Origin of the sequence: Polycyclovorans algicola TG408 (assembly GCF_000711245.1) — a bacterium.
Lineage (GTDB): Bacteria > Pseudomonadota > Gammaproteobacteria > Nevskiales > Nevskiaceae > Polycyclovorans > Polycyclovorans algicola.
Window position 1 is genome coordinate 1,526,245 of record NZ_JOMH01000001.1, and the last position, 22,571, is coordinate 1,548,815.

22 protein-coding genes, 2 tRNA genes and 2 pseudogenes are annotated in these 22,571 nt (G+C 58.0%); 17 read left to right on the forward strand and 9 right to left on the reverse strand.

Annotated features, from left to right (window positions below):
- Window positions 1-59: 59 nt before the first annotated feature.
- From U741_RS0107310 to U741_RS0107320, 3 genes are all read right to left on the reverse strand, one after another.
- Window positions 60-1,499: a P-loop ATPase, Sll1717 family gene (locus U741_RS0107310; RefSeq protein WP_029889829.1), complete on the reverse strand. Its 1,440-nt coding sequence runs from the start codon at window positions 1,497-1,499 to the stop codon at window positions 60-62.
- 93 nt (window positions 1,500-1,592) lie between these two features.
- Window positions 1,593-1,937: a hypothetical protein gene (locus U741_RS0107315; RefSeq protein WP_152551527.1), complete on the reverse strand. Its 345-nt coding sequence runs from the start codon at window positions 1,935-1,937 to the stop codon at window positions 1,593-1,595.
- Window positions 1,938-2,183: 246 nt separating this feature from the next.
- The gene (locus U741_RS0107320; RefSeq protein ID WP_152551528.1) at window positions 2,184-2,975 is read right to left on the reverse strand and encodes an esterase/lipase family protein; all 792 of its coding nucleotides are present in this window, start codon (window positions 2,973-2,975) and stop codon (window positions 2,184-2,186) included.
- Window positions 2,976-3,207: 232 nt separating this feature from the next.
- Here U741_RS0107320 and U741_RS0107325 point away from each other — a divergent pair.
- A pseudogene (locus U741_RS0107325) lies at window positions 3,208-3,435 on the forward strand (IS3 family transposase); the annotation flags it as partial.
- 343 nt (window positions 3,436-3,778) lie between these two features.
- Here the strand turns inward: U741_RS0107325 and U741_RS19195 are convergent.
- Window positions 3,779-3,961, reverse strand: a complete 183-nt coding sequence (locus tag U741_RS19195; protein ID WP_152551529.1) for a hypothetical protein — start codon at window positions 3,959-3,961, stop codon at window positions 3,779-3,781.
- Between the two features lie 258 nt (window positions 3,962-4,219).
- On the opposite strand from U741_RS19195, the gene U741_RS0107335 reads away from it, so the two are divergent.
- Window positions 4,220-4,960, forward strand: coding sequence for a hypothetical protein (locus U741_RS0107335; RefSeq protein ID WP_029889833.1), 741 nt, complete (start codon window positions 4,220-4,222; stop codon window positions 4,958-4,960).
- A 195-nt stretch (window positions 4,961-5,155) separates the two neighbouring features.
- On the opposite strand, the gene U741_RS18900 is transcribed toward U741_RS0107335, so the two are convergent.
- Window positions 5,156-5,533 (reverse strand): helix-turn-helix domain-containing protein, encoded by a 378-nt coding sequence (locus U741_RS18900; RefSeq protein ID WP_084154725.1) that lies wholly within the window; start codon window positions 5,531-5,533, stop codon window positions 5,156-5,158.
- Window positions 5,534-5,872: 339 nt separating this feature from the next.
- Here U741_RS18900 and U741_RS0107345 point away from each other — a divergent pair, with 339 nt between their 5' ends.
- The 14 genes and pseudogenes from U741_RS0107345 to U741_RS19965 all read left to right on the forward strand — a co-directional run.
- Complete coding sequence (locus U741_RS0107345) at window positions 5,873-6,523, forward strand: hypothetical protein (RefSeq protein WP_152551530.1); 651 nt, start codon at window positions 5,873-5,875, stop codon at window positions 6,521-6,523.
- Complete coding sequence (locus U741_RS0107350) at window positions 6,520-7,179, forward strand: hypothetical protein (protein ID WP_152551531.1); 660 nt, start codon at window positions 6,520-6,522, stop codon at window positions 7,177-7,179. The genes U741_RS0107345 and U741_RS0107350 overlap by 4 nt, the downstream gene beginning before the upstream one ends.
- A complete protein-coding gene (locus tag U741_RS0107355; RefSeq protein ID WP_029889837.1) occupies window positions 7,176-7,643 on the forward strand; it encodes an RDD family protein in 468 nt (155 codons plus the stop codon). The genes U741_RS0107350 and U741_RS0107355 overlap by 4 nt, the downstream gene beginning before the upstream one ends.
- Window positions 7,640-8,614, forward strand: coding sequence for a hypothetical protein (locus U741_RS0107360; protein ID WP_029889838.1), 975 nt, complete (start codon window positions 7,640-7,642; stop codon window positions 8,612-8,614). The genes U741_RS0107355 and U741_RS0107360 overlap by 4 nt, the downstream gene beginning before the upstream one ends.
- A gap of 130 nt (window positions 8,615-8,744) precedes the next feature.
- Window positions 8,745-9,029, forward strand: coding sequence for a hypothetical protein (locus tag U741_RS0107365; RefSeq protein ID WP_029889839.1), 285 nt, complete (start codon window positions 8,745-8,747; stop codon window positions 9,027-9,029).
- A gap of 416 nt (window positions 9,030-9,445) precedes the next feature.
- The gene (locus tag U741_RS0107375) at window positions 9,446-9,685 is read left to right on the forward strand and encodes a helix-turn-helix domain-containing protein (RefSeq protein WP_052378589.1); all 240 of its coding nucleotides are present in this window, start codon (window positions 9,446-9,448) and stop codon (window positions 9,683-9,685) included.
- Between the two features lie 112 nt (window positions 9,686-9,797).
- Window positions 9,798-10,832 (forward strand): TraI domain-containing protein, encoded by a 1,035-nt coding sequence (locus tag U741_RS0107380; RefSeq protein WP_152551532.1) that lies wholly within the window; start codon window positions 9,798-9,800, stop codon window positions 10,830-10,832.
- Window positions 10,832-11,632, forward strand: coding sequence for a hypothetical protein (locus U741_RS0107385; RefSeq protein WP_029889842.1), 801 nt, complete (start codon window positions 10,832-10,834; stop codon window positions 11,630-11,632). The genes U741_RS0107380 and U741_RS0107385 overlap by 1 nt, the downstream gene beginning before the upstream one ends.
- A gap of 93 nt (window positions 11,633-11,725) precedes the next feature.
- Window positions 11,726-12,001, forward strand: coding sequence for a hypothetical protein (locus U741_RS0107390; RefSeq protein ID WP_029889843.1), 276 nt, complete (start codon window positions 11,726-11,728; stop codon window positions 11,999-12,001).
- A 204-nt stretch (window positions 12,002-12,205) separates the two neighbouring features.
- Window positions 12,206-12,796 carry a DNA-binding protein gene (locus U741_RS0107395; protein ID WP_029889844.1) on the forward strand — a complete coding sequence of 197 codons (591 nt, stop codon included), beginning with the start codon at window positions 12,206-12,208 and terminating at the stop codon, window positions 12,794-12,796.
- Window positions 12,797-14,781: 1,985 nt separating this feature from the next.
- The gene (locus U741_RS0107400; protein ID WP_152551533.1) at window positions 14,782-15,579 is read left to right on the forward strand and encodes a hypothetical protein; all 798 of its coding nucleotides are present in this window, start codon (window positions 14,782-14,784) and stop codon (window positions 15,577-15,579) included.
- Between the two features lie 95 nt (window positions 15,580-15,674).
- Window positions 15,675-15,911: a hypothetical protein gene (locus U741_RS0107405; protein WP_029889846.1), complete on the forward strand. Its 237-nt coding sequence runs from the start codon at window positions 15,675-15,677 to the stop codon at window positions 15,909-15,911.
- Window positions 15,912-16,188: 277 nt separating this feature from the next.
- Window positions 16,189-17,028, forward strand: coding sequence for a DNA methyltransferase (locus U741_RS0107410; protein WP_029889847.1), 840 nt, complete (start codon window positions 16,189-16,191; stop codon window positions 17,026-17,028).
- A gap of 374 nt (window positions 17,029-17,402) precedes the next feature.
- Window positions 17,403-18,443, forward strand: a pseudogene (locus tag U741_RS19965) (recombinase family protein); the annotation flags it as partial.
- On the opposite strand, the gene U741_RS19675 reads toward U741_RS19965, so the two are convergent.
- The 4 genes from U741_RS19675 to ppsA form a co-directional block, all read right to left on the reverse strand.
- Window positions 18,417-18,563 (reverse strand): hypothetical protein, encoded by a 147-nt coding sequence (locus U741_RS19675; RefSeq protein ID WP_235200134.1) that lies wholly within the window; start codon window positions 18,561-18,563, stop codon window positions 18,417-18,419. The pseudogene U741_RS19965 and the gene U741_RS19675 overlap by 27 nt on opposite strands.
- A gap of 444 nt (window positions 18,564-19,007) precedes the next feature.
- A tRNA-Glu gene (locus tag U741_RS0107425) sits at window positions 19,008-19,083 on the reverse strand.
- A gap of 15 nt (window positions 19,084-19,098) precedes the next feature.
- Window positions 19,099-19,174: transfer RNA gene (locus U741_RS0107430), tRNA-Ala, on the reverse strand.
- Window positions 19,175-19,242: 68 nt separating this feature from the next.
- The gene (ppsA, locus tag U741_RS0107435) at window positions 19,243-21,624 is read right to left on the reverse strand and encodes a phosphoenolpyruvate synthase (RefSeq protein WP_029889849.1); all 2,382 of its coding nucleotides are present in this window, start codon (window positions 21,622-21,624) and stop codon (window positions 19,243-19,245) included.
- A 112-nt stretch (window positions 21,625-21,736) separates the two neighbouring features.
- On the opposite strand from ppsA, the gene ppsR reads away from it, so the two are divergent.
- Complete coding sequence (ppsR, locus tag U741_RS0107440; protein ID WP_029889850.1) at window positions 21,737-22,561, forward strand: posphoenolpyruvate synthetase regulatory kinase/phosphorylase PpsR; 825 nt, start codon at window positions 21,737-21,739, stop codon at window positions 22,559-22,561.
- Window positions 22,562-22,571 lie beyond the last annotated feature (10 nt).

Genomic DNA, 22,571 nt, shown 5'->3' on the forward strand with positions numbered 1-22,571 from the left:
GCAGCGCAGGGAACTCGCCATCCGACTGGATTGCATGGTTAGAGCGCCGAGCCACCTGTCTAAGCACTTGGAGCCAAGTTGCTAAAGACGTCGCTGAGACTGTCCGGCTGAAGTGCCCAACGATAAGCAGGGTGCACCTCCCAATCGAATCCGAAATCTACAAACTTATGCGACAAATAGCGGCTCTCTTCAAAATATCGCCTTTCGATAAAGTCTCCTTTGTCTTTTCGAGCGGTCAAAAAATTTATCTTGTAAAGGAACGCCGCAAGATCTTTAACTTCCGCAGCTCGGCTCCCATAGAATTTCAATGTGTGATTTTGCTGAATATTTTTAATCTTATCCAGTAACTCTGCGGTGGTATATACGTATCCCCCGCTAGTCCGCTTTTCCGTCCGAGACGGCTTCATGGAGAAGAGGAGCTTCTCAATATCTGGCATTTCCGACCGATACTCATTTATCGTGTCTTGAAGCCTGCCTTGTGAGTATTCTTCGAAAATGGAGTTAAAGTTCTCGGTCCCTAATAGGACGTTGCCATTATAACTCGCGTGCTTAGCTGCCAAAGTACACAGTTTCACTAAGTCCCTAGGGCGTTTCCGAATCAAGGACATCAACATTCGATAGGTCGGAATGTTAGACCACTTGCCCCGTCCATTAAAAGTTGACTCCATCACAGAGCTTAAATGTCCAGCGAGCATTGGCTGCGTGAGCTGCATAAGTGCTTCCGCAGTGATCTCTTTATTAGAAAATTGATCTACTCGCTTGACCAAGAGCGCAAGAATTTCATGGTTCGTCCAAGAATACCAAACAACAGAGCCTTCTATTTTGTCGGTCGATTCGTCTGACGTTCTTACCAAGTAATAAACGTCAGAACGTAGGCTCACACGGAAATGAACTCCGCGACACTCAGACGTGAGATCTCGTATTGCATTGAGTAGGGCCGAAATCTTTCGAATGTCAGATGATGTTCCCTGCCAGCCTCGGTCGAGATCATCGAGATAAATAAATATTTTTTGATCCTTCAAGAACTGCTTAATTATCGCTAGCTTGGTTGGCTCCATATTCGCGTACTTCTCTGGGACGAAGGTCGATTGGAGGTAATCAATGAATTGGCCACCATAACCTTTAAGCTGCGCCTGCCAACCCTCTTGGAGTAGGCCAAACGAAACAAGGGCTTTTCGCGCAATTATTTCGGATATTCCATTCTTCCATTCTCGAATAAGCTTCAGAAAATTCGTTTCGTCGTCGCCGATTCCTACAATGTCGTCCGGCTTGATCAGTAGCGTGAGCTTTTTCTGTGAACGTTGTTCTGCCATTGCGACGTGAAACAAGGCCGACTTTCCTATGCCTTTGTGTCCCACGAGTATTCGAATCGGAAGCTCGTTTGCCACTTGCTCAAAAGTCTTGCTCTTGAAATAGTAGGATCTTAGGCGCTCGATATCTTCGTCTTCCGCTGCCTCGTGTCCAAAAATCTCTGCAATGTTTTCTTCTGTAAACTTCACGTTATTGTCCAATATGTATATATGGTGGTCTAATGCCTAAATTAACCCGAAGTATCCGCATCAACTTATATGTTATGCCTTAAAACTTGCTTTTTAGGCTTCTTCCTGAAGTTCTCGCAGAATCGCGACGCAGATGTTGATTGCGAGCAGCAATGAGTTTGACCTAAGACCAAAGTCCTCCATTACAACGACATTCGCATGGCGACCAAATGCATTTTCAACGAATAAAAAAATATCTTTCTCAAACAATGGTGAGCTATCTGCCAAATAGTCAAATCTTACTGTTTGGCTGAATTCCTCGATAAGAAAAGCAACGAACCTTTCCTGCTCAGATAGTTCATGAAACTGATTTCGCTTCATGAATGACCCGCTGTCAATAAGACGGCAAAGCTCCCGAATCACTTCATGTACAGCTGAGACTGCATTTTTGTCATTCATGTGGCACTCCCAGTGAGTCTTAACGACAATCGGTTGGGCCTGACTGTGGGATGTCGTCCATCCCAAGTCAATGCGTCGCCACGCCGCGCCAGGCGGGAGCGAGCCCAACAATTGTGCGTGCTGTTTGGATCGGATGGGCTCGTAGATTTAGTTGATACCGCTGGGTCGCCACAGACCGCAATTCGCACCTAGCTGCCAGCGCTGGCCAGCCAACAGTGACAGTCCATTCACGGCGGATGAAGGGGCTCACCGTTGCTGTTTGCTAACTGGTGCTGCATCGCTTTGCAACGATGGTAGTACGTCAGGATTGCACGGTAGGAGATCTGTCAGTGGCGCTTCCTCATGGGCGAAGCAGCCCGTCGACAGGAAATGAAGGGTGTGCTCGATGACGTCTCGATCCTTCATCAGGAAGGGGTGAGACGTATGTACAACAATGAAGTCCTGCATGCCTTCCAGCTTTGTGTTGCTGACCGATACCTTGCCATCATCGACACCGGGGATCATGAGCGAATTGATCCAATTGATAGAGCGATTCCCGGCAATGACACCCACTTCGAAAGTCGCTTTGCCAAGCAGATTGGGGACCGACGTTTCCGAGGTGCCCAGTTCTCCACCGGCCGGGCCGTTGATCGCGGCAAAGAGCGCCCAGCCACCCAGCGCATCGACGACCTCACTGCCCTGATTAGGTGGCCCCAGCATCACGACGCGACCGAGGGTTTGAACAGACGCCGCCCTGGCCAATTCACGCACGATTATGCCGCCCATGGAGTGAGTGACGAAATTCACCGGCACGACCGGGTTTGGGGCACAGGCCGCCACGGCTGGCGCCACAACCTGTGCTGCCAAATCGGCGATAGCGTGCTCACGAGATGGGTATCCGACGTTACACACGTGGTAGCCCGCTTCACTCAGCACTTGTGCCATGCGGTCCATCGAAGCGGCCCGGCGTGCCAAGCCATGCAACAGCACCACCGTCGGTCGGGCTGCATCTTCATCACCAAGTGGTGGCGAGGCGGCGCAGCCAATGCCTGACCACATCAGTGCCAACACTCCAATGGCTACCGTCGACTTCAATGATTTCTCCGCAAGCGCACCGCTCCGATGTTGCTCTCGAACGTTAACTGCTGCCTATTTATCTATGGCGGAATAACAACCATGCTCAAACATGATGACGAGATGCGTCGGCCTCAGCTGAGCCTGCCCATTCGCCTCACTGTGACGAGAAACCGGTCGCAGGTCAGCCCAATATAGCGTTTCACTTGCTTCTTGCTCTATGTCACGTAAAGCGTGTTCGCCCGACAATGCGGCGTGCGAGGGCTTTTTCGGGCGCCTCAAAAAAGAACTGTTCTACTCCCGCGACTGGCTGTCCACGACTATCGAAGAGTTTGTTGCAGCCTTGGACGCCTACATTCGCTGGTACAACGAGGTGAGGATCAAGATCTCACTTGGGTTTCGCAGCCCCATGCAACACCGTAGGCACCTTGGAATCGCTGTTTAATCAGTCCAAGATTTCTGCCGCACCCCCCGCTGGTCAGTTTTCAACGCGCGGCAACAGATGCCGCCCTGTCTTCGCGCCCGACGCTGTGCGGAATACCCACTGTCCGTGCTGGTGATGAGAGCCATCCGGGGGCAGGACGCATGGTTTCCGCCGCCTCGACGTGGCACGCCCAGTGGCATCGTCACACACACAGCGATGGCTTTGATGGAGACGGATACCGTCACAGTGGCAACCACAAAAGGGCCTGATGATGATGCTCCGACACCCACCCAGGACAAGCACCCGTCGCGTCACGATCCGGCTGCCGGATGACGCATGGACACGGCTAGATCGCCTTCAGCGGTCAGCCCGCGATGCTGGCGGCGAGATCGATATAGCGGGCGCGCTCACCGACCACCTGTTCAGACAGATCGCCCGCGCCGAGCGCCAGATCGGAGGCGTATCCGCGTGCCCACCTGAACCGCCGTCTTGCAGCCACGGTTAGCGAGAGGCGCCGCCCGAGCACAACTGACGTGAAGTTATTCACTTGGGCAGAGGCTGCTTTAAGGATTCCACTCCAAGGCCTATGGGCAGTCCCTAACATAAAAAATAATCAAGGGGAAGCCAAAGCACTGCATTTTCCTCAAAAATTAATTTCAACCCGCTATGACTTGCTTTACCTTGACGGATCATAAGAAGCATATTTTCATATAGAGGCATGGAATGTCCCATGTATCCGCTTTCAAATCAAAGGAGCCCAAATGGAAATTTTTACTTCTACCGACCAACACTCAAAGGACATCAAATGAAGACATTTACTTTTGCCGAATTCGAGGCTTTCATCGACAAGGCATCCCTAACGTCTGGTCACGACCAAGGCGAGGTTGAGGAGTATCAGGATTATGGTCATGACCATTGGTATCGGCCTGACATGTACTCCGGATATATTTTCAATCAACTAGAGCATGACGGGATCATCATTCGATGTGTTAGGCATTTCATACACCCGGTCGGCAAGCCTTCAATGGCCAAACTTAGCGAAAATACGCACGATACTTTCCTTGATGAGGGCGAGAGCTTCGAGATTGTGGATGATGAGGAGGACGAGGACGAGTATGAAGATGAAGATGAATTCATTGAAATGCTCCTCCTTGAAAGGGGCATGCGCGATTTTGACTTTTCTTGCCTGGGCAAAGACGACGTCATCAATGTCGATGTGGACCCTGGCCGTGATGATGAAACTTACACGGTATATAGCCATCTTGGCCCACATATTCAGTTCACAGGAGAAATTGTGGCTGAAGTTCAATCTTCAGGGGAATTCGGCCACAAATTCTCTGGAGAAATTGGCTCATGGACCGTGCTTGCCTTGTACCGCACGATAGGCGGGCGATACATCTGCCAGCTTGCTGAGATGAACATAATTCAAGGGCGTGCTAATCGAATTAGGGCCGTTGTCGTTGATGAAATCACCCAAGTCCGTGAGTTTTTTGGAGAAGGGTGGCTCGCGGATGAGCTGTATGCCGAAATCGAAGTTGAGACCTAGGGATGCTCTGCACAACCGATCAGATCGTCCTTCCCAGTCGTCCCCGCGAAGGCGGGGACCCGGTTTTGGCCTGATCGAATGGTGAACGGCATCACGATGAGCATGCTTTCTGGATTCCAGCCTGCGCGGGAATGACGGTTGTGCAGAGGTTCTTTAGTCCTCTGCCTTGCGCCAGCGGTCACCCCACCAGCTGGTCTACCAATCCAGCCCCGGCACCAACGGCCCGCTAGGCTCACCGCCTCCACGCCCACCAGACTCAGGCAGCTCTGACTCCGAAATCGCTTTAGCAGCATCGGCCACGGACTTCCGGGTACCCCTGGTCTTCGACTTGCCCCTGAGCTCCGGCAACGAGGCCATCGGCGGAAACAGCTCGCCGACCTCTATCCCCAGTCCGCCCGCGATCTTGATCAGGTTGACCGCCCCCGGATTTCGCTCGCCTCTCTCCACCGCCGAGTAGTAGCTGCGGGCAAGCCCGATGTGAACGGCAAAGTTCTCCTGCGACCACGGGCTGCGCTGGCGCAGCTTGCGGATTCGGGCGCTGAGCAGCTTCAGGTGGGGGTGGAGAGCCGGCATGCCGTAACGCTATTGCGACACGCTTGCGGAGGCCACGCTCTATAAGTGGTATTTCGTGAGGCGTCTGAAAGTCGTTTTTGTGGCTAAAAGTCCGCATCGCTTGATGAATAGTGATCATATGTCATTGATAAATAACGACACATGCTTGGTGCCTGCTTTATATTGAGTACACGCCCTATAAGTGGTATTGTGAATCAGCAGGGCAACCTCCGGTGGCCCGCAATAACGCAAGGGACTCGATCTGTGAAACGACTTTTGCCGCCTGATCTCCGGGCGGCCTGACGTCTGACCGCCTGCCGCGCCCCTTTCATGTTCATTGGATGAAGAAGGAGGGGGTGCATGGAAAATGGATCATTGAAGTTTGGTAGGCCGATCTCGCGGGGAACGGTACAAAAGTCATTTCGTGGGTTGGGCGCTGTGCTGCTGGGTTTGGCTGCAATGCTGGTGTCGGCCTGCTCAGATGAAAACGACTTTGGTGGCCTCGGTGCGGGTGGTGGTGATGGCACCACGACCATGGACCTTCGGCAGGTCAGCGTCGAAGGCACGAACGGGAGCAGCACCAGCCCTGTGGTGCAGACCATGTCTGGTGCCAACAACGGTCGCTTCCATGTCCAGTGGGACGTGCGTTCCGTAGGCGGTGGCGGTGAGCCGACCTATCGGGTCAAGTTCACGCTGGTCAGCGTGTCTGGCGCCAATGCAGGCCAGACCCTGGACATCCTCAACAATCGCAACTGCGATGTCGGTGTCGACACCGGCTGTGCACAGGGCATGAACCGTCTGGCCTGCGACTTCGACCCGGCCAGCAACGGCACCCGCATGCGTTGCCCAGCAGGCAGCCAGGGCCAGAACGATGGTGGGACGGTCAGCAACGTGGGTCAGTTTTTTGCTCAGGCAGTCGGACTGCCCGGCACCTACCGGGTCCGTGTCCAGACCTGCGCAGGCTTCCCCAGCGTTTGTGCTGAGCGTGATGTGCCGGTGGTGTTTCAATGAGCCGCGTATGGGGACCGGTGTCGCTGCCGCTGCTGTCGGCACTGCTGCTGCCATTGATGCTGCTCAGCGGTTGTCAGGCGATGCAGGTCATCGACCGTGTGGGACAGGTGCGTTCCGCAACGGCGGCCTACAACGCCTCAAAGTCGGTTAGCGACCTGAAGGATCTGCCGCCCGCCTTTGTCGGGGTACAGCTGCTGCGGGCCGAATCCCGCATCGGCCCCCGTAAGGACGAAGAGCAAGTTCGAGCCGCCTTCACCGGCAACTTCGATCACGCCCTCAACACCGCCATCGGTGTCGTCGGCGCACCGCTGCGCGTCTGCCCCTCTCAGGTCAGCTGTCCGGGAGCCATGACGGTGCAGTTCGTCGAGGACGACTACCACCGCTCCCTGATCGAGCGCTTGAGTCTCGGACACAAGCTGCGGGGTCGTCTGCTGCTGGTCGAGTCGGGTACCGGGCGAGTCGTCCATGAGCAGCGCTATGAGGTGCTGGCCGACTACGCCGACACCCAGCGGCTGATCGGCGTCTCGGTCATGCAGATGTTGATCAAGAGCTTTCCACCACAAACCGAACCACAGAGCCGCGCCATTGCCGAGCGCGGCGAGAAAGCCATTTGGGTGGCGGCTGCTTATGAAAAATCTTTGAAGGGGGCACGATGAATATCAATGAACCGCTGAAAGAAACGCTGTACGCAGGATTCTGGCGACGGGCGCTGGCCATCCTGCTGGATGTGTTGATGCTCCAAGTCGTGGTCGTCATCGTGTCATTCCCGATTGGGTTGGCAATTGGTTACTACCTGACGGGCCATGTCGCGCCATCAGATCTTGAGGCGCTGTACACGGTGGTGAGCGTCGGCCTGGCCCTGACACTCCAGTGGCTTTATTTCGCCTTGATGGAGTCGTCGGCATTGCAGGCGACGCTCGGCAAGATGGCGCTTGGCATTCGCGTCACCACACTTGATGGCAGCCGCATGAGCCTGGGGCGAGCCTCGGGGCGATACATCTCCAAGTACCTGTCGATCCTGTCGATCATCGGTTTCTATCTGGCGGGATGGACCAAGCGAAAACAGGCCCTGCATGACTTCATTGTCGGGACGGTCGTCGTCAGGAAGGTGACGGCATGATCGTCATCAACAGAAAGTCATTTTCAACGCGGTTGCGGTCAGCGCTCGCGGCGCTGTCAGTCTTGACACTGGGCGCGCTGCTTGCCGGTTGCTCCGGTGACGATTCGGGCAGCAGCAACGGCAGCCTGGATGTTGATTACGAGGCCCGGTCGCTCGCAGGTCCGGCGCTCTACTTCGGCGAAGTGCTGCCGGTGCTGATGGGCGTGCTGTACCACGCCGATCTGGTCAACACGATTGGTGATGCGCCGATTGCCTGCTCATTGGGCGGGAGCTTCCGGGCACTGCTGGTCAGCGAAACCACCAACCGCCCCAGCTTTTCGGTCAGCTTTAACCAGTGCATTGAGGCTGTGGGGGTCATCGACGGCAGCCTGAGCTTTACCCGTCAGCTCAATGGCGTGACCGACAACATCGGCGCCTCGCCCTGTGGTGGTCTGTCAGGGCCGCTGAGCATCAACGGCAATCGATACGAACTCGACATCACCACCTGTCAGACGACCCGCATGGCCAATGGCGATCTTTTCCTCGTCGCCAGGGGCGGGATCGACAGCCATCAGGTGCTGATCGACGGCAACAGCGGCATCGTTGCACTCAACACAGAGCTGCTGTGGCGCGAGAGTGCACAGGAGCTGGTGGTGAGCCCGAGCCGCGTCACGTTCCGGGACATCCTGTCTCGGGATCGGAATGTGCAGCTGGATGTTTCATCGCTGCGCTCGCCGGGTAGCAGGACACCCGCTGCCATCTCGGTGGATGCACCCACCTCCGGCGCACTGACCTACGCCCGCAGCATTGATGGCTCGCAGAACGACGTCATCGGGCAGGGCAACATCGTCAGCGGCCTGCTGAATCTGTCACTGGAGACTTTCGACTCTCCAGACCAGACGCTGGCGGGTACGGCGGGTCAGTACGTCTGGGATGAGCTTCTGGAAGAGCCCGTCGTGGAATTCCTGAACCGAGCCACGCCCAATGAGTAACCACCATCCAGCATCTGGCGGGAGAGGCAGTCGCACGAACGCCGCCTACAGAAAGTCATTTTCTGCAAAAGCGCTCCTGGCACTTGCACTCACGGGTTTGATATCGGGCTGTGCCCCTGGGCAGGCGGAGGTGGATCAGGCCGCGCGCAATGCGTTGGATGCCGCCATGCCCATGATGCAGCTGATGAATCCCAATGTGCCCAAGGACTTCAGGCCATCCCACATGATCGAGTCAGTCAACCGTCATGGCTGTAGCCGGGTGAGTGGCGGGCATGTCTGTTCGGTGAGCGTCAAGTTCAAGGCGCCCTTCGCGAGCTCGATGAGTTTCCTGTTGGCGGCCGATGGGACTTATCGGACGCGGTTTTTGATGACCAAAACCGACGAGGGGTGGTACGCCGAGGAGGTCACCAACTAGACGCTGGGGTTGGCAATTGCCACGGCGGATGGTCCGGGTGCCAACAGCATGCGCGCGGACCATCCGCCGATTGAACATTTGAGGTCGACAACCTTGGAGGTGCGAACGATGGAAACCAGTCAGATCCTCGCCATGGTGTTCGGCACCCTCTTCGCCATGGTCTGCATCACCGCGCCACTATGGATGCAACTTCTGCATGAGCGGCGAGGGCGGAATTCGAAAAAGTGACTGACCAAAGTTCTAGAAAATATCGCGATCTTTATATTTCCGATGCGCTTTGTGGCGGTAAAACTCCTGTTCGTGTGAATCGGATCGGCGGGCTTGAAGTTGAGAGTGACCCCACTCACCTTGGCAAACTGTCGATCTCCTGCTGGGCGGGCTAGGATTCGCTTCAACATCGTCCGTGAGCAATCTCCTTGAAACGCCCGCCCTCCGACACCGCTCAACTGCGAGCGGTCCTCGGCCTAAATATCCGGCTATATCGCACCCGGCGCGAGCTTACTCAGCGCCAGCTTGCGCAGATGGCCGGGACTTCACCCAACAGGATCGGCGCCATCGAAAAGGGCGAGACCTCCACTACGGTTGATGTCATAGAGAGGCTGGCGATTGTGCTCAAAGTCGAGCCATGGAAGTTGTTGGTCCCTGATGAACAGTAGAAAGGGCTGAAACCCCTAGACGTAATCATATAAGAGTGTTTAGATACCGTTTATGGATACATCACGTATCCATCAAGCGGTGACTCCGCTTGCCACTAGCCGGAGAAACACCTTGAGCATCCACGCATTTCCTATCCCCGCCGATGACGGCAACTCAGATCACGCTGACGACGTGATCCGCTGCCGTGGCGTTGTAACTGACATTTCGAAGAGCCCATCGGGCAAGCCCTGTCGCGTAGTCATCAGCAACCTGTCGGGCCAGACCGCTTTCAGACTTGTCCTCGAAGCCGAAGGCGGCACGACTGGCATCCCGTGTCTCGGTGATGCTGTGGAGGTCTATGGCTATCCCCAGAAATTTGAGGATGCCGTCGGCGTAGCCATCGAGATTGCCCCGATTCCGGATTCCGAGCTGACCCTCGACATCACCCCGCAGGCCTGGTGCGCAACAGATGCCATTGTGTCCATGCAGCTGATGGCGGCGGTTGTCGCCACGCTCTCGCCTGACCTCGGTCGCTTCTTGTCCCAGGTCCTCGGCCGCAGGAAAGTTGCGGAGCGGGTGGCCGTAGCACCGGCCTCTGTCTCAGACCACCACAGTGGCCCTGGTGGCTTGGTGATTCATACAGCGGCGATGCTGTCTCGCCTGACGTCACTGTCGTTGGCCGAATTCACTGACGCGGCCTCGCGCGAAGCATTGCTGGCGGCGGTCATCCTCCACGATCTGGGCAAGGTGATGGCCAGCGATGGTGGATATCATAATTTCGCGGTGGCACATGAACTCCGCCTGCTGGGACTGATCCCCCTCGACGCCTGGGAGCAGTACCGCAGCGCTCAGCGCAGCCAGTCTGAATTCCTTTTGTATCTGCTTGACCCCGCGCGCCGCCGTGAGCATTGCAGCCCGGTGCCGGAGGTGCACCACCTGATCTGGGCGGATCGCGTCGGCGCCAGCGTTGAAACCGCGCGCCGGATGTTTGCCGCATCCGAGGCGTGGACCAGCACCGCTGTGTGTGACGCCAATGGCATGCGCCGCAGGACCCACCGTGCAGTGCTCCGTCGCTCGTCCGCGAGCGTCAAGGCGGCTCATACGCCCAGCAAACACGCAAACCCACTCAATGGCTATCTGCCCCGCAACACGAAGGAGATCAACTAATGCCCAAGCCCTGGAACGATGACCTGCCGTTCCCCTCAATGTTTGGCGAGGGCAGGATGCTTCGAGCCGAGCTGCGAATCACCGAGATGGTCCATCGCTATGGCGATGATCGGACCACGGTGCTGCACATGGCGAACATGGAGCGCTCACTGATGGTTCTGGCAGACGACCGCACCGGATTCGATTACCACCTCATGACGGGGCAGGTCGTGCTGCTCTCGCTCGACTTTGACCAAGATCGCGAACTGAATGGCTGCGCCTGCTCGGCACATGAAGTCGAGGTGCAGTACGACGACTTCACCATCTTCAATATTCCCGCCAGCGAGTTGACTCGTGCTGGGCGGCTGGCCCAGCAACATATTCATGAGATTGCTCGGAAGATTTCGTCGGCTCCGTTGAAGCACATGGTGAATCGGGTGCTGGGTGATCCGGAGGTGTATCCCGGTTACTTCGCCATGCCCGTCATGAAGCACTCGCCTTCGCATTACGGCATCCCCGGTGGGATGGCGCTCCGCAACTCGATGGCCGCACATGAGATTGCATTGCGGATTGCAGGCAAGCCTGCGAAGGAAAAGCTGGAAGGCGAGGCTGCTATCGCCGCCGCACTACTGGACGGGGTGTCGATGGCCAGCCATGACATTGCCGCGCTGGACTTGATGCTGCGCGAGATGATGCGGCTGCGGCAGGCGGCGCCGGAGGCGGCGGCGATGCTGAACAAGCAGATGTATGACCTGGAGCAGGTATCGCCTGCGCATGAAAGGCAGTTCTGCGCGTTTGAATCGGCTTACAAGGCTGCTTGAGGTGGTTGCCGTGATCACCTCAGTCTGCAAGAACGCACAGGGTATTGATGCCCAAACCGTTGGCGGATCAGGCCGCCAGTTGGGCGGTGGTCTATGAAATATCGCATCACGGTGATCGAAGACGACAACCAGGTCGTCGGTGATCTGCGTTATCCGACCCTGCACAGGATGCTGACCGCTGCTGAGGGCATGCTGATGGAGACGACCGTCGATCTCAATCTTAATCTGACCGCACCAGGAATCGATATGTCGGTGCAGTTCGGGGACACCATCAGAGTGTCGATGTGGGTCAATTCTGATCGCCACGAGGATGATGACGACGAGGAGTTGGTGAGGGAATTTGCTGCGAATTTGATGAAGGCGTTATAGCGCCCGAACCACCTGCCGCAGACAGCCGCTCCGCCGGTGTTGTCACATCACCTGGTGTTTCGGCGGCCCAGCTCGCTGACGTGCCACATCGCCGATGACCTGACCAGAGATCGTGCCCCTTGAACGCTGCGGATACCGGCAGAGGATCAGAACGTAATACAGCCCCGTATTACGTAATACGACGATCTCCGAGGTCAGCAGAAAATGAACACGAAAGGCGTCACCCAGAAGGACGTTCAAGGCGCCATCGACGCCATCAAGCAGCAAGGGCAGACGCCCACCAATGAACGGATCAGACAGCATCTCGGAACCGGTAGCTATTCGACGATCAGTCGTCACCTGAAGGAGCTCTCTGGAGCGGGCTCATGCGAGGCCGGAGCGGTGCCCGTGGTCCTGCCTCCTGACATCCGTGAACGGGGCATCAAGATGATCACCGAGATCTTCGGAATCTGCGATCAGGCCGCGAACGCCAGAATCGAACTGCACCATGCGGATTCGGAAGCCCGCGTGGCCCGCAAAGTCGCCGCCCTGGAGTCGGCTGAAAGCGAGATCACCCGCCTTGAATCCGAGCGTGACGAGCTGATACAGCAGGTTGCGCGACATCGCGACCAAGAGCTTGTCCTTGTGGCGCGCGCAGCGCGCGCCGAGTCACTGATCGAGGAGCGTCAACGCCAACTCGACAAGGCGCTCGAATCTTTACAGACGGCCATGGACGCCACGGCAAAGGCCTCCGCCGAGGCTGGGCATCTCCGTGGGCAACTGATGCAGCTGACCGACGCGCAAACGCTGCGCTAATCAGCGTCCCGAGGCGCCTGCAAGCGCAGGGTGGCACGTTGAACTGATCACCTGAAGTCTCGCAGCCTGACCACCGCAGTCAGCGCCTGTGAGGGCCTGAGTGACCCATGTCGGGCGAGCATCGCCCGACGGCAGGGCTGCGGCTTCACGCAGCCCGGAAACCAAGCGCGACATGAGCAGGGCAGCCCGGAGAATGGATAACGACATCAGGCCCATCACCCCCTCGCTCACCTGCTTTTCGCATTCCCAAAAAGGCCCCCTCCGAAGAGGGGGACCTGAATCCCGTGGCCATGAATTGAATGTTGGCGTCCGGGAACCCGGTTTGTGCCGGGTCTGAATAGCTGACGGATACAGATTGTCAGCAGCCGTAGTCGGCCAGCCATCAGGTACGTCCTGAGACCGTCGCTGGTTGAAAGGGAGCGCCCCTTGTCCAATCGGAAGCGGACAAATTGTCCGCCTCGCGTTGCTGCCTCCAGTCAGTTCAATGACAGGTTTATGATCCAGCTCAACCAGCCTGGTCCCAAGCGTCAGCGTACGGTGCCACCGTCTCGCCTTCGCCCCACACATCTATTGCACGAGTGCCACTCGTGCCTGAAGCATCCATACGACCGCCGGTCCCTTAGCTCGCAAAGCAGCTGACAAACCGCATCAACCGCCTTCCACGTCGACATGCTTCGTGCTCATCACATGTCCACGCCGACGCCCATTTCTGGGAACGCCGCTACTCATCAAGACCGCTCCTGCCAAGAGGCTGATTCCCGGTTACGAACCGGGCACTCCTGGCTTTTCACAACTTAGTGATGACACCTGCTTAGATGACGTCCTAAGGATTACATGGGGTTTTCACCTCCGCCGTAGCGTTTCGGGGCTCGCGAGATTCCCAAGCCTTACCCCGCCACTTTCTCCCATCATCGGACAAGCCAATCCCCATCCGGGGAACAACTTCACAGGTTTTCCACGCAAAGACTGGTTGCCGTCCCAGCCGTTTACACCCTTGAGCTATCACAGACCCGTGTCGCCACGGTGCCTCCTGTCGCCGCCAATCCCATTGGATCGACGCTAGGTCAGACCGGTTGTACGCAAAGGCGTTTTCCCGACCTGCACAAACCCAGGTGTACGTCGCTCCACCTCTCAAGCTACTTCTGGCTCGCGCCACGGCTTCGCTTGAGGGCTTCACCCAGTCATCCCGGTTTCATCCGGGTCACGTGCACAACCTCTGCACGCCGGGATTCACGGTGACATGCCTCGTCACCGCTTCGCTGCTTACAGACCATCACAGGGTTTCAGTGGACATCCTTGTCCACCTGAGACACGCCGGGTAATCCTCACCCATTGCATCGTCCGCATTGCTGCGGCTCCCGTTTCGTTGTCGCCCAATCTCAAAAAGGAGCGAACACTCGCTCATTGATGCGACTGGGTCGTCGGAGGAGTCACACCCCCGGCTCCCGTTGCCACCGGACGAGCTCGTTTAAGAGCATCCGGCGACAGCGGTCGATTTACAGGTTCGTTAAACCTGCGCGATCCCCCCAGCGGGGATCATTGGATGCTTCAGATGCGTCGAGGGTGGCTAGCCCCCGACGTTGCTTGCCGACTTTCGGCTCCGCAACGGATGGCTGATCCGCCCTCGAAATCATTTGAGGCACTGTCCCGGTATCCATGCCTTTCGATGACGATGGTGCTGGCGCATACGGCCCCCTCCGCGAGTCGCTCAATCCGCTGCGCGATTCGCTCCGTCCGCTACGGAGGCCGCCGAACGTATGCCGCTGCGCGGCATGGGTCTGTTCGGAATCTCAATAAGCATCCTCGCCAAAATCCGCCGCCTATAGCAGCGCCGCATTTCGGCTCGGACCAAGCCCGCTCGCCGCGCCTGATCTCAACCCCCGGTTTCAGCCGCTGCCCGCTGGCTGCTTCCCGGCAATAGCTGCGAATTCCACTTCTCTGAATTCAGTGGATACCGACGGTGCTCCAACCCAACAGGAGCACCCATGCACAACCCACTCATCTGCAAACAAGTTGAAGGCGCAATGACGGATATTCAGCGCGCCGCTGCAGCCGGATTCACGTATTGCCGGAGCGGCTTCGTGCCCATTGACGAAGCTCAGGCACTGGCCGAAACCTTTGAGCGCCGTCACCAGGTCAGCGCGACGCCAGATCAGCGCAACTACCGCCGCAGCAAGAAGCAGGCGGTGTACAAACTCATCATGTATCCCGTGCCAAACCGTCAGGAGATTGCCTGGTGGTTGATGAAAACCGAGGGCGCGGATTGCGATAATCCCAAACTCTGGGAAGACATCCGCCTGCATCGTCTGGAGTGGATCTGGTGGTATGAGCTGGTCCGCCTGCCGGTGCCTCCCGCACACCGCAAGAAGTACGCGCCAAAGGCAGACAGCGAGACCCAAAAGAACAAGAAGTCAGACAGCAATTCCAGGAAAAAGGAGAAGGAAGAGAGGGCCCGGATCAACGCGGTCACCTGGACCTGGCGCATCAAGCCGGTGATCGTCAAAGGGCTCAAGCAGCAGATCAGGTTTCTGGTCACAAAGCAGGATCAGCGCCTTGCCCAACAAGTGATGTCGATCCGCAAGGCACCCGGATTTCGCGGGATCCGCCAAGACGTCTATGGACTGTATGGGTTCACCAAGCGCCAGTGCCGCATCAAGAAAAAGACCTGTCCCGACATCCCGCAGACCATCCCCTGGGTCCGCAACCAGCATTACGCCCGCGTGCCGCTGTCGACCCTGGTTGCGCGTGCGAAGAAGGGGGCCTCCAGCTGGTTCCCTGAGTAGGGCTTCAGCGCTGGAAAGGGCGGTGGCAAGCCGCTGGTCATGTCTCGAAAGCGGTGGATACCGCCAACGTCCACACATCATGTAACGAGGTTCCAATGCTGCTGAAAAAGACACCCAAACTCGAATCTCGCAAGGTTGCCATCAAGTTGTCGGCGGACAACTGGAGGCGTCTTGACCGCCTGACCCGTCAAGCCAAAGAAGCCGGACATCACACCCAACTGGAAGAGGCGCTTTCCTTGTCGCTGATCCGCATGTTGAGTCGTGCCGAGCGGGAGCTGGCAGGGATCGTCGGACCCAAAGCGGGCGGCAATCAGGGTGCACCTGGCGCCTAAATATGAGGTGAGCGAGAGGGGATGGCGGTGGTCAGGGCTGGCCAAATATCGACCCACCGCCATCCCGGCTGTCCGGCCTTCGGCCATGTGTTTGAACAACGTCAGAGATCAGCGCGCGGGCGTGATCGGGCATCGCGTATCGGCTTCGATGTCTGAGGCGGGAATAACAATCTATGATTCTACAAAGGACAATCATAGGGAGCCGTCCGTGCCGAGAGGCGGAACGAGAACAGGCGCGGGCAGACCACCCGGTACGGGCCGGTTCGGCGAGCGATCCGTGCAGGTAAGCATCCCGGAATCGCTGGTGCCGCAGGTGGCTGAAATGCTCGCGGCGCAGGCGGTGGAAATCGCGGCGAAGCGCAAACCAAGAGACACAGCGCTGCCGTCAGACTACGCGCTGCCCAGCCAAGGGCAGGTCAGGCTCGACGGCCCCATATCTGCGTTGACCCAGCTCACGCGCCTGCGTGAACTGAAGGTCAGGGCGGCGGTGGTGATTCTGGATCCTCACTACCGTCGTGTGGGGGCGAAAGGGCGCGCTGAGTACCTCGCGGAACTGCTCCCCTTGATCGGCGTCGCGGGCGACATCGCCGACCACGTGATCGTTTGGGGATTCCCCATGGCCGTGGCGAGGCTGGTAGACCATCAGCCCGCGCATCTGGTGCCGGAAGGATGGATCACCTGGGTGTACACGAACTCGGCCAACCGGGCACGCAGCTGGCGTGGCGCACAGCAGGTTGCACTTCATCTCCGTCGGCCCGATGCGAAGTTGCATTACGAGTCATTCCTGTCCCAGAGGCATCAGGAAATGCACGCGAGAGGAAAGCTCCCGTACCTGATGACGCACCGTGACGTGATCATCGCCGAGCCGCTGCTAACAGGTTTCATTCGCCGGAATGAACAGACCGGATTTCGTGGGGGGCAGAAGCCACTTTCCGTGATCACGCCGCTGTTGATGATGACGGCGCGGCCGGGTGATCTTGTCATCGACCCCACGGCAGGATCGGGGACGACTGGCGAGGCGGCGGTGGCGCTGGGATGTGCAGCAATCCTGTCGGATCAGGCGCCAGGCTCATTGAAGATCGCGCGCAAGCGGCTGGCCTCCTGGCTGATGGAGTGACCTCGAAATCGGCGCCAATTTACGCCGGACGTAAAAGCTTGAAACGGGTGGATACCGCAGTGGCATGCGTATCTCCCAAGCAGCCCCAAAATCGCCTGCCGACGACCCGGATAACCAGCCGGAAATGCAGCCCGCAACCGATATCAAAAATCGGTCGGAGCAACAGGCTGGTTTACCTAGTCGGCGTCAAAAGTGGGAGGTAGTATCAGATTTACCGGAATCACTACCGGTCACCATTTGTGAGCTGTCTGTCATCGTCCAGTACGCCGCTGATCTGCTGGACGAGTTAATGGGGTCGTAACTCAGCACGAACCGTAGCCTCAGGCCGAGCCCCTTTATTTTTGTGGCGCAACACGCGCCCACTAGGAGAACTTGTGCCAAGAGGTAACACCAAGCGCCGTCAACTTGCTGCGCTGTACGTTCGCGTTTCCACGGTCCGCCAAGCTGCTCGCGAACTCAGTATCCCCGACCAGATTCGACATCTGCGCGAGCATTGCGAGCAGAACGACATCGATGTGGTGGACGTGTTTGAAGAGCGGGGGGCGTCGGGGCGCGATGAGTCGCGGCCCGAATTTCAGAAGATGATGACAAGGGCGTGCGCTCGGGATCGACCGTACGACCTCCTGCTGGTCCACAGCTTTTCTCGCTTTGCCCGCGACAAGTACGTTCTGGAGGGTTGTTGCAGGGAACTGGCAAAGTTTGGAGTCCGCCTTGATGCGGTGACGCAGTCGGTTGAGGACAGCGCCGAAGGGAGGATGGTCAGGGGTTTTTACGGGTTGATCGATGAGTACGCGAGCGAGCAGATCTCTAAACATGTGACCAGAGGGATGCTTCAGGTTGCCAGGGACGGATATTGGCCTGGCTCTCACGCACCTGACGGCTTCCGGAAGGTCGCAGCGCGTGAGGTCGGAGACAAAATTCGATATGTGTTGGCGCCCGATCCGATACGAGCGGATGTGATCGTCAACATCTTCAATTTGGCGCTCAATGGCAATGGAGCAGGCCCTATGGGGGTCAAAGCCATCGTCAATTGGCTCAACGAACGTGGCATCAAGTCCTCACGAGGTAGTCGGTGGGGCACTGGCTCGGTTCATCGAGTCTTGAGCAGTGAAACCTGCCTTGGTCGGCACTTCTTTAATAAATCTTGCTCCAGGACCAAAACAGTGAGGCCCCGCGAAGAGTGGATCCTCGTCTCGTCTGAGCCAATCGTGGATCTTGAGTTGTTTGAGGCGGTCAACCGAAACCTGAAGGCGCGTTCTCCCAACAAGATGGCACCAAGGTTGCCAGGTAGCCCGATGTTGCTGACCGGGATTGTTCAATGCGGGTGTTGTGGCGCCGCTATGACCCAGATGACAGGCAAGGGTGGGCAGTACATCTATTACGCCTGTTCAAATCGCCGGAGGACCGGTATTGGCGTTTGCGATGGTCGGAGCGTCCGCAAGGAGATAGTCGAGGACATGGTCTGCAATGCCCTCGCCGAGCGCGTGCTGGCCGTTGAGCACATCGATGGGCTGGTGGCTGCGTGCGTGCAGCACGCGCGCGCGCAGTCTGATGTCGACGAACGGACGCAGAAGGCTAAAAAAGTGCTTGCTGAAGCCGAGCTCGCGTTCAGGAGGGTTTACGAGGGCGTCACAGCGGGTGTGCTTGATCCAACCGAGCCGATCCTCAAGGAGCAGCTGGATGGACTCAAATTGCGCAGAGTTGAGGCTGAAGACGAGCTCGGTCGCTGCAAGGCATTGAAGGAGGCGTCGAGTGCGCCGCCAAGCGCTGAAAAGATAAAAGAATTCTCGGCCGATCTTGGGAAGCGGATCTCAGAAGGAGACGTCCCTTTGCGCAAGGCCTACATCCGCGCGTTCGTGGCCAAAATCACGATTCTCAAAGATGAGATTGTCATCAGCGGGAGCAAGGAAATCCTTGCCAGTGCTGCTTCTAGAGGCAACATCACTCCCCAGGGGGGAGTTCTGTCTTTTGTACCAAAATGGCGTTCCCACGGGGATTCGAACCCCGGTTACATCCGTGAAAGGGACGTGTCCTAGGCCTCTAGACGATGGGAACGAGGCTTTGAAACGGTGGTGGAGCTAGTCGGGATCGAACCGACGACCTCTTGCATGCCATGCAAGCGCTCTCCCAGCTGAGCTATAGCCCCTAAAAATAGGGAGCGCAATTATAGGGAAAAATTTGCGAATGGGAAGACTTTTTTGAGCTTTTTTGCGATCAGTGAGGGGTCTGTCCCGCGAGGAACAACCAGGTCTCGACCACGGTGTCGGGATTGAGCGACATCGATTCGATGCCCTGGTCGAGCAGCCATCTGGCGAGTTCGGGGTGGTCGGACGGACCCTGACCGCAGATGCCGATGTACTTGCCTTGCCGGCGGCAGGCCTGAATCGCCATCTCGAGCATCTTCTTCACGGCAGGGTCACGCTCGTCGAAAAGGTGGGCGATCAGTCCCGAGTCGCGGTCGAGCCCCAGCGTGAGCTGGGTCATGTCGTTGGAGCCGATTGAGAAGCCATCGAAGTATTCGAGAAACGCATCGGCGAGCAGGGCGTTGGACGGCAACTCGCACATCATGATCAGCTGCAGGTCGTTCTTGCCGCGTTCGAGCCCGTTCTCCTTGAGAATTTCGCTGACGCGTTTGGCTTCGCCCAATGTGCGGACAAACGGGATCATGATTTTGACGTTGGTCAGACCCATTTCGTCGCGGACGAACTTGAGTGCTTCGCACTCCATGTCGAAACAGGGACGGAAAGATTCGGCGATGTAGCGCGATGCCCCGCGGAAGCCGAGCATCGGATTTTCTTCGTGCGGCTCGTAGCGCGTACCGGCGACGAGGTTGGCGTATTCGTTGGATTTGAAATCGCTCATGCGCACGATCACCGGCTCTGGGGCAAAGGCTGCGGCAATTGTCGCCACGCCCTCGGTCAGGCGCTTGACGAAATAGTCGCGCGGGCTGTCGTAGGCGGCGATCATCGGGTCGATGATGCGGCGTAGTTCGGCGGGCTGTTTGTCGAGCTCCAGCAAGGCTTGGGGGTGGATGCCGATCTGGCGATTGATGATGAATTCCAGTCGCGCCAAGCCCACGCCGTGGTGCGGCAGGGCGGCAAAGTCGAAGGCCTGCTCGGGCGTGCCGACGTTCATCATGATCTTGACGGGGATCTCCGGCATCTGGTCGAGCGCGATCTCGTCCACCGCAAAATCGATGTTGCCGGCATAGATGACGCCGGTGTCACCCTCGGCGCAGGAGACGGTCACGTCGACGCCGTCCTTGATCACCTCGGTGGCGTTGCCGCAGCCGACCACGGCGGGAATTCCTAACTCGCGGGCAATGATCGCCGCATGGCAGGTGCGACCGCCGCGGTTGGTGACGATGGCGCTGGCGCGCTTCATGATCGGTTCCCAGTCGGGGTCGGTCATGTCAGTGACCAGCACGTCACCCTTTTCGACCTTGGACATCTGGTCGATCCCCTTGAGGATGCGCACCTTTCCGGCCCCGATCTTCTGGCCGATGGCGCGTCCTTCGGTAAGTTTGGTGCCCGAGCCTTTGAGCTTGTAGCGGCGCAACACGTTGGCGCTGGCGCGGCTTTGCACGGTTTCGGGTCGTGCCTGAAGAATATAAAGCTGCCCGTCGATGCCGTCCTTGCCCCATTCGATGTCCATCGGTCGGCCGTAATGGTCTTCGATGATGAGCGCCTGGCGGGCCAACGATTCGACGTCGGCATCGGTCAGTGAGAAACGTTGGCGAAGCTCGCTGGGCACATTCTCGAAGGCCACGGTGCGACCCAGGGTGCGGTCTTGGGTGTAGACCATCTGTTTGGCTTTCTCGCCCAAACCGCGCTTGAGAATGGCCGGGCGACCGGCCCTTAGCGCCGGTTTGTAAACGTAGAACTCGTCAGGATTGACCGCGCCCTGGACGACGGCTTCACCCAGTCCGTAGCTGGCGGTGATGAACACCGCGTCACGGAAGCCCGATTCGGTGTCCATGGTGAACATCACACCCGACGCGCCCTTGTCGGAGCGCACCATGCGCTGGATGCCGGCCGACAAAGCCACCACGTCGTGCGCGAAGTGGTGATGCACGCGGTAGGCAATGGCGCGGTCGTTGTAGAGGCTGGCGAAGACCTCCTTGATGGCCTTCAGAACGTTGTCGATGCCCTCGACATTAAGAAAGGTCTCCTGCTGACCGGCGAAGCTGGCATCCGGCAGATCTTCGGCAGTGGCCGATGAACGCACCGCCACCGAGATTTCGGCGCCGGATTCGTCGAGCAACACCTGGTACGCGTCGCGAATCTGCGCCTCCAGCGTGGCCGGAAAGGGCGCCAGCATCACCGCCGCGCGGATCTGCTTGCCGACCTCGGCAAGACGCGTCACGTCATCGATATCGAGACCGTCGAGCAACCCTTTGATTTTGACGTCCAGCCCTTCATGCGCCAGAAAAATACGGTACGCCTCGGCCGTGGTGGCATAGCCGTTGGGCACCTTGACGCCGGTTTCGGCCAGTTTGGAGATCATTTCGCCAAGGCTGGCGTTCTTGCCGCCGACGATCTCGACATCGTGCATGCCGAGCGTGGAGTACCAAAGGACCTGCGGTTGGTCGCTCATAGAGTCTGGGGTGTCAAGTTGGGCGCGGGGCGCGATTATCGAAAGCATGGCGTCTGGCTGCAACACGCAGCCGACTGCCGCACACTGCCGGCAAGCTTACACCGATGCCCTTATGAGCACGCCGCGATCCGTTTTCTTCCTGTCCGACGGGACCGGCATCACTGCCGAGACACTGGGCAACACGCTGCTGACGCAGTTCGAAGGCGAGGTGTTTCACAAGACCACGCTGCCGTTCATCACCACGGTTGAGCGCGCCCGGTCAACGGTGGAGTACATCAACCACGTTGCCGAACGCGGTGGTTCGCGGCCGATCCTGATCAGCACCACGGTCAACGACGCGGTGCGCGACGTGCTGCGCGATGCCAACGCCCTGTTTCTCGACTTCTTCGACCAGTTCATTCCGGGTCTGGAGGCGGAGCTGGGCCGCGACTCCTCCCACGCACAGGGCCGTGCGCACGGGCTGACCGACAACAAGCGCTACAACGCGCGCATCGCGGCGATGAACTACGCCATGGAGCACGACGACGGCCAGTCGGTGCGCGATCTGGCCAAGGCCGAGCTGATCCTGATTGCGCCCTCGCGTTGCGGCAAGACGCCCACAAGCCTGTACATGGCGCTGCAGTACGGCGTGTTCGCCACCAACTATCCGTTGATTGCCGAAGACCTCGAAGCCGGCCGCATGCCTGATGTGCTCAGGGAGAACCCCACAAAGTTGTTCGGCTTGACCTCCGACCCCGAGCGGCTGTCGCAAGTCCGCTCGGAGCGTCGACCCGGTTCGCAATACGCGTCGCTGGCGCAGTGCGCCTTCGAGCTGCGCCAGGCCGAAGCGTTGTATCGCAAGCATCAGGTGCCGTTTCTCAACTCGGCCAATATGTCGATTGAAGAAATGACCACGCTGATCATGCAAGAAAAAGCGCTGCGCAAGACGCTGTTTTGATTATTCCCCG